Below are 7,822 nucleotides of genomic sequence, written 5' to 3'. Positions count from 1 at the left end.
CAAATATATAAAAATTCATGAAAAGCATTTTACATTTATTATCCATTTCCTTCTATATAACAATATAAAAACTTAACTACACTCAAAATCATCATAATTATCATGATGTATTAACATGCATTATATAACTTTCTCAATGAATAAACTTACATAAAGCAAATCTTTTAACTTAATAATACAACAAAATTTGAGCAGCACTTAAAAGTTGATAAGCATAGCTATTTAATTTAATATTTTCATCTATAAATAATAAGTGCTATGCTATACACATCAAAAAAACTAACAAATCTATTTAGCTTTTTAGTAAAACATTAACTAAAAATAACAACCTTCATAAATAAAAAATAATTCCCAAAATTAGTAAGTTCTAGCTAAACAATAACACAATATAAATCCTAATATTTTTTCTACTGTTGTTTAATATCTTAATATATGTTACTATATACAATATAAAGTGTGTTTCCAAAATATATGCGAAAAAGATTTAACCCCCTTGAAGAAAAAATATTTAACGCTATAGAAGCAATTATCAATAAACAATTAGATCATGGCTTTTTTATAAACATGCTTGAAAAGTTAGTAACAAACAAGCCAAGAGATAGTCATAATATTGCTATATTGATTACAGATCAAGTATTAAGTATCGTAATTAACGAAAAATATGGGTACATACCTACTGAGACTTTTTCAAGTGTAACTAACTATTTAGACAAATTATTTATTGATAAACTTAGTTCCGGTATGCATCATGAACTAGTTAATTTATTTAAAGAGCTAGATAGACACGTAACCTTACATCCAACAGAATTTCAACTAAATAGCCTTAATGCATACATTAATTTTATTAATCAACATACAGATCCTACACAAATTAATGCATTAATTCGTTCTTCAGCAAAATTATTAAGAAAAAACAACCTTTGCATATTAACAAAAAAGTGGTTCTTAATGCGAGCATTGGCAAGAGCTATTATGAATGAACATGTTCTATATAATAATAATAAAGCACAACAAGAACTTACAGATGAATTTCATGCATATGACAACTTAGTATTTTATTTTCAACATCGTGATAAGATTCTAGATGAACAGTTAAAAGCTGAACAAAGTTTTAAAGAACATTATTCTATTCTTAATAAATTCTTAAAATTTACCACAAATGCTTTAAAAAAGTTTTCATATATGTTATCAATACATGCTGCATGTACACTTTCAATATTCATGGTACGTATTGTTTCCACAGCAAAATTCAATGATTTTTTGGAAAGAAATTCTTTATCACAATCTTGCTTAACTCCTAATTTACAAAATTATAGTGTATCTCATACTATCACTTCTTGTGCAGATTTTGATTTTGACGCATATCCACAAGAAATAGGTACATTATCTACTATTACTCCTAGAATAATAGCACTAATATGTTTTTTTTTCTCTATGCCAAAAATTTTGTTCTTTAAATTTAAAAATAATTTCATAATTAGCAAAATACGTACAGCACCATTTCATAAACCTATCATCACACCTTATTCTGTTGCAGTCGGAACAAGATGGGTATCAAACATTGCACTCCAATGCATTGATACATTCTCTAGTCAAGGTTTTATAAAATGGTATGTACTCAGATCTTATACACCATCAGAAATAATAGAAAATTCTCAAAAAATAAAAATAGTCCATATTATGGCATTGCAATCAGGCTCAAAGCATTATAATACACAATTTATTTTACATCGGAAATATATTATCTCTGCGTTTATATGTTCAATTATATTTGAATATGTAAGCGCACTTACTTTTCCAAGCAGTTCAATAATAAAAATACCAACAAAATCTATGCGTTTATTCGCTACCATATTGCCATATATATATAATATAAATTCATATGGTGCTCCATATCATCCCTCAGTTTCAAAATATATAGCATTTGACATGATAAGATGCATGTCTTCTACTATTGCATTATCACTATTGGAAGTCATAGACAATGTAAAGTACTCAAATTTAATGTTAGCGTGCCACGTTCTAGCTACACTATATTCGGACATAAAATGCGGTACAATAATGGAAGAATTATCTAATAATCAAGTCACAATAACTTGTTTACAACATCTAAGAAATTCTAGAGAACTAGTAAATTATTATAGTACGTCTTTAAAATATGAAAATGAAACAGAAGAACAGCACGGCAATTCTGCGATAAATTGTATTAATATACCAGATTCAGCACAAATACTACCACACAATACAGAAGAAGAACAGTATAACAATCCTGTAATAAACTTTATTAATACACCAATATGTGATTCAGCACAAATATTTCCATGTAAATACAGAGAACAGCATAATAATAACAATTCTGTAATAAGTTCTATTAATACACCAATACATGATTTAACGCAAAAATCGTCACATAATACAGAAGAAGAACAGTATATATCACATTACATAGCACAAACATCACCATACAATCAAGATACCAATATCACAGATGATGATTGTGCTTTAATATTTGATGATATGCATTATGCTAATGCATTAGCTCCTCAAAACATGCGCTATGATCATTCTAGTCAAAAACGTACAGGAGGCTCATGTATATACAATCCTTTAGATATACCACCATCACACCACATTACACAAATTAACTTACAATCATATCGTGCACATAGCAATAATTACAAAATATAAAAATGATTGTGCTTTATAATAATATATTAGCTCCTCAAAACATGTACTATGATCATTTATATACCCTAGATACACCACTATAATATCCATTACACAAATTAACTTACAACCATATCGTCACATAACAACAATTACAGAATATAAAACTTTCAATATCCAAAATAGTAGCAAATTTAGATCACTTACAAAAATTATAAAACTTTCTTTTTCTATTGTTAAAAAATTTAACATATGTTATTATTTAGTTAAAGTGTGTATATTTTAACCTTATGATAAAAAAGTTTAATCCCCTTGACAAAAAAGCATATAGTACCATACGCAATGTTATCAAACAAAAAATAAACCACGGCATTTTCATTAACACTTTTGAAAAAATATTTACAAATAAGCCAAAAGATAGTCATAGTATTGCTGTACTAATTACAGAAAAAGTATTAAATATTGCAATCAACGATACATATGGATACATACCTACTCAAAACTTTTTGAACGCATTAGAACATTTAGAAAGTGATTTCATTGCTCAACTTAGATCCGAAATGCAGCATGAGCTGGTTGAATTATTTTATGCGTTAGATCAATATGTTACATTACATCCATCCGAATTTAGATTAAATCAACTTAGCGAATATATGGACTTTGTTACAGAAAATGTACATCCTATGAATATTAATACATTAATTATATCTGCAAAAAAGTTATTAAAAAAAGATAATCTTTGTATATTAACAAAAAAATGGTTCTTAATGCGAGCATTAGCAACAGCTATTGTAAATTCCTATGACAACAATAATTACATTACCGAACAACAAAAGCTTTTTATTGAATTTAATGCATACAATAACTTAACAACTTATTTCCAGCAACGCGATAAAATTTTAGATGTACAGTTAAAAGCAAAAGAAGATTTTAAAGAAACACATCCCATAATAAATAAATTATTAGATGTAACTCAAAGCTTTTTTAATAAATTCCCATATATGCCACAAATGTACTCTATATGCATATTTACAATATTCACAATACGTGCTACTACTATAGCAAAATTTCAAGATTTTATCACAAGAAATAATAAAACAACCTGCTTTCTTCCAAACGCTAACTCTGAGTCTTATCAACGAAATGCATGTGAGAGTTTTGATTTTGATGAATACTTTCCAATGTACAGCGGCATAATTAATTCATCATCTGTTATTGTAACTACATCACTAGCAGTATTGTGTTTGTTTTTTAGTGTACCACAAATGTTGTTTGCTAAATCCTACTATAATTTTATAAAAGATAAAGTATCCAGAACAAGAACCAATGAGTCATCATACAATCCTTTTTTTATTACACTAATGCTAAGATGGGCTTCAAATGTTGCAATACAATTTGCTGACTTAATACGTAACAAATATTTTAATATGGTAGTGGTTTGGTATATAGTAAGAACTTTCGTACCATTAGGAATAATGGAAAATTCTCAAAAAACAAAAGAACTTTATGATACTCTACTTATAAGTAGCACAAAAACAAATAATCCACAATTTATTTTGCGTTGGAAATATGTAATTCTATCATCTGTTGTTATGGTTATACTTGAATATACATCACAAGTTTGCAAATATTTCGGGTATCAAGCAATATATTACACGATTGGAATGCCATTAAAATTTGCACGTGCACTTGCTATTGTAGTACCTTACTTAGTAAATAGACACTACAATAAGATTGAATACAACCCTTCAATGTCAAGGTATATGGCGCTAGACTTGATAAGAAGCCTATCTAGCCCTATAGTATTACCGTTGTTTGATAATATACAAACAACAAGGTATATCAGTTTAGTATCAGCATACGATATTCTATCTACAGTATATTCAGATACACATTGTAGCATAATAATAAGAGAGGCACACAATAGTAAAGTTATAATGTATCATATAAAAAGCTTAACGACTAATAATACACCTATTTCTCCGAATACTCCTGCTCATGTACCTTCAGAGTTATTTTATATTAATCACCAACCATATAATTATCAAGAATTACCCCAAGATGAACACACAGTCGCTGATGAAAATACTAATAGTAATGTTCTTAACAGCAACAGAAAGCCCATTTATACAAAAAGCTGTCATTTACGTCATCATGGATCCCCCACCACTCTATCTTCTTTTTTAGAAAACACACACATCATGCGTCCTGCATTAACGCATTATAACCCTGCAATAAATAATCGCTAAAACTCAATTATGTACTAAAGTTAACAAATATATAAAAATTCATGAAAAGCATTTTACATTTATTATCCATTTCCTTCTATATAACAATATAAAAACTTAACTACACTCAAAATCATCATAATTATCATGATGTATTAACATGCATTATATAACTTTCTCAATGAATAAACTTACATAAAGCAAATCTTTTAACTTAATAATACAACAAAATTTGAGCAGCACTTAAAAGTTGATAAGCATAGCTATTTAATTTAATATTTTCATCTATAAATAATAAGTGCTATGCTATACACATCAAAAAAACTAACAAATCTATTTAGCTTTTTAGTAAAACATTAACTAAAAATAACAACCTTCATAAATAAAAAATAATTCCCAAAATTAGTAAGTTCTAGCTAAACAATAACACAATATAAATCCTAATATTTTTTCTACTGTTGTTTAATATCTTAATATATGTTACTATATACAATATAAAGTGTGTTTCCAAAATATATGCGAAAAAGATTTAACCCCCTTGAAGAAAAAATATTTAACGCTATAGAAGCAATTATCAATAAACAATTAGATCATGGCTTTTTTATAAACATGCTTGAAAAGTTAGTAACAAACAAGCCAAGAGATAGTCATAATATTGCTATATTGATTACAGATCAAGTATTAAGTATCGTAATTAACGAAAAATATGGGTACATACCTACTGAGACTTTTTCAAGTGTAACTAACTATTTAGACAAATTATTTATTGATAAACTTAGTTCCGGTATGCATCATGAACTAGTTAATTTATTTAAAGAGCTAGATAGACACGTAACCTTACATCCAACAGAATTTCAACTAAATAGCCTTAATGCATACATTAATTTTATTAATCAACATACAGATCCTACACAAATTAATGCATTAATTCGTTCTTCAGCAAAATTATTAAGAAAAAACAACCTTTGCATATTAACAAAAAAGTGGTTCTTAATGCGAGCATTGGCAAGAGCTATTATGAATGAACATGTTCTATATAATAATAATAAAGCACAACAAGAACTTACAGATGAATTTCATGCATATGACAACTTAGTATTTTATTTTCAACATCGTGATAAGATTCTAGATGAACAGTTAAAAGCTGAACAAAGTTTTAAAGAACATTATTCTATTCTTAATAAATTCTTAAAATTTACCACAAATGCTTTAAAAAAGTTTTCATATATGTTATCAATACATGCTGCATGTACACTTTCAATATTCATGGTACGTATTGTTTCCACAGCAAAATTCAATGATTTTTTGGAAAGAAATTCTTTATCACAATCTTGCTTAACTCCTAATTTACAAAATTATAGTGTATCTCATACTATCACTTCTTGTGCAGATTTTGATTTTGACGCATATCCACAAGAAATAGGTACATTATCTACTATTACTCCTAGAATAATAGCACTAATATGTTTTTTTTTCTCTATGCCAAAAATTTTGTTCTTTAAATTTAAAAATAATTTCATAATTAGCAAAATACGTACAGCACCATTTCATAAACCTATCATCACACCTTATTCTGTTGCAGTCGGAACAAGATGGGTATCAAACATTGCACTCCAATGCATTGATACATTCTCTAGTCAAGGTTTTATAAAATGGTATGTACTCAGATCTTATACACCATCAGAAATAATAGAAAATTCTCAAAAAATAAAAATAGTCCATATTATGGCATTGCAATCAGGCTCAAAGCATTATAATACACAATTTATTTTACATCGGAAATATATTATCTCTGCGTTTATATGTTCAATTATATTTGAATATGTAAGCGCACTTACTTTTCCAAGCAGTTCAATAATAAAAATACCAACAAAATCTATGCGTTTATTCGCTACCATATTGCCATATATATATAATATAAATTCATATGGTGCTCCATATCATCCCTCAGTTTCAAAATATATAGCATTTGACATGATAAGATGCATGTCTTCTACTATTGCATTATCACTATTGGAAGTCATAGACAATGTAAAGTACTCAAATTTAATGTTAGCGTGCCACGTTCTAGCTACACTATATTCGGACATAAAATGCGGTACAATAATGGAAGAATTATCTAATAATCAAGTCACAATAACTTGTTTACAACATCTAAGAAATTCTAGAGAACTAGTAAATTATTATAGTACGTCTTTAAAATATGAAAATGAAACAGAAGAACAGCACGGCAATTCTGCGATAAATTGTATTAATATACCAGATTCAGCACAAATACTACCACACAATACAGAAGAAGAACAGTATAACAATCCTGTAATAAACTTTATTAATACACCAATATGTGATTCAGCACAAATATTTCCATGTAAATACAGAGAACAGCATAATAATAACAATTCTGTAATAAGTTCTATTAATACACCAATACATGATTTAACGCAAAAATCGTCACATAATACAGAAGAAGAACAGTATATATCACATTACATAGCACAAACATCACCATACAATCAAGATACCAATATCACAGATGATGATTGTGCTTTAATATTTGATGATATGCATTATGCTAATGCATTAGCTCCTCAAAACATGCGCTATGATCATTCTAGTCAAAAACGTACAGGAGGCTCATGTATATACAATCCTTTAGATATACCACCATCACACCACATTACACAAATTAACTTACAATCATATCGTGCACATAGCAATAATTACAAAATATAAAAATGATTGTGCTTTATAATAATATATTAGCTCCTCAAAACATGTACTATGATCATTTATATACCCTAGATACACCACTATAATATCCATTACACAAATTAACTTACAACCATATCGTCACATAACAACAATTACAGAATATAAAACTTTCAATATCCAAAATAGTAGCAAATTTAGATCACTTACAAAAATTA

The 7,822-nt window shown here is 27.7% G+C and carries 3 protein-coding genes; all 3 read left to right on the top strand.

Going from position 1 to position 7,822, the window contains the following annotated elements:
• The first annotated feature begins 471 nt into the window (after positions 1-471).
• The 3 genes from cpg1 (NLO413_RS04730) (at position 472) to cpg1 (NLO413_RS04720) (ending at position 7,628) form a co-directional block, all read left to right on the top strand.
• Positions 472-2,688: a Cpg1 family polymorphic protein gene (gene cpg1, locus NLO413_RS04730; protein WP_045809317.1), complete on the top strand. Its 2,217-nt coding sequence runs from the start codon at positions 472-474 to the stop codon at positions 2,686-2,688.
• Positions 2,689-2,957: 269 nt separating this feature from the next.
• Positions 2,958-4,916 carry a Cpg1 family polymorphic protein gene (cpg1, locus tag NLO413_RS04725; RefSeq protein WP_045809318.1) on the top strand — a complete coding sequence of 653 codons (1,959 nt, stop codon included), beginning with the start codon at positions 2,958-2,960 and terminating at the stop codon, positions 4,914-4,916.
• Between the two features lie 495 nt (positions 4,917-5,411).
• Positions 5,412-7,628 (top strand): Cpg1 family polymorphic protein, encoded by a 2,217-nt coding sequence (gene cpg1 / locus NLO413_RS04720; protein ID WP_045809317.1) that lies wholly within the window; start codon positions 5,412-5,414, stop codon positions 7,626-7,628.
• Positions 7,629-7,822 lie beyond the last annotated feature (194 nt).

Origin of the sequence: Candidatus Neoehrlichia procyonis str. RAC413 (genome assembly GCF_000964795.1) — a bacterium.
GTDB classification, from domain to species: Bacteria; Pseudomonadota; Alphaproteobacteria; order Rickettsiales; family Anaplasmataceae; genus Neoehrlichia; species Neoehrlichia procyonis.
This window is presented reverse-complemented; position numbering and strand designations above follow the sequence as displayed.

Coding starts and splice junctions, on each gene's coding strand:
- cpg1 (WP_045809317.1), top strand. CDS start 472: ATGCGAAAAAGATTTAACCCCCTTGAAGAAAAAATATTTAACGCTATA.
- cpg1 (WP_045809318.1), top strand. CDS start 2,958: ATGATAAAAAAGTTTAATCCCCTTGACAAAAAAGCATATAGTACCATA.
- cpg1 (WP_045809317.1), top strand. CDS start 5,412: ATGCGAAAAAGATTTAACCCCCTTGAAGAAAAAATATTTAACGCTATA.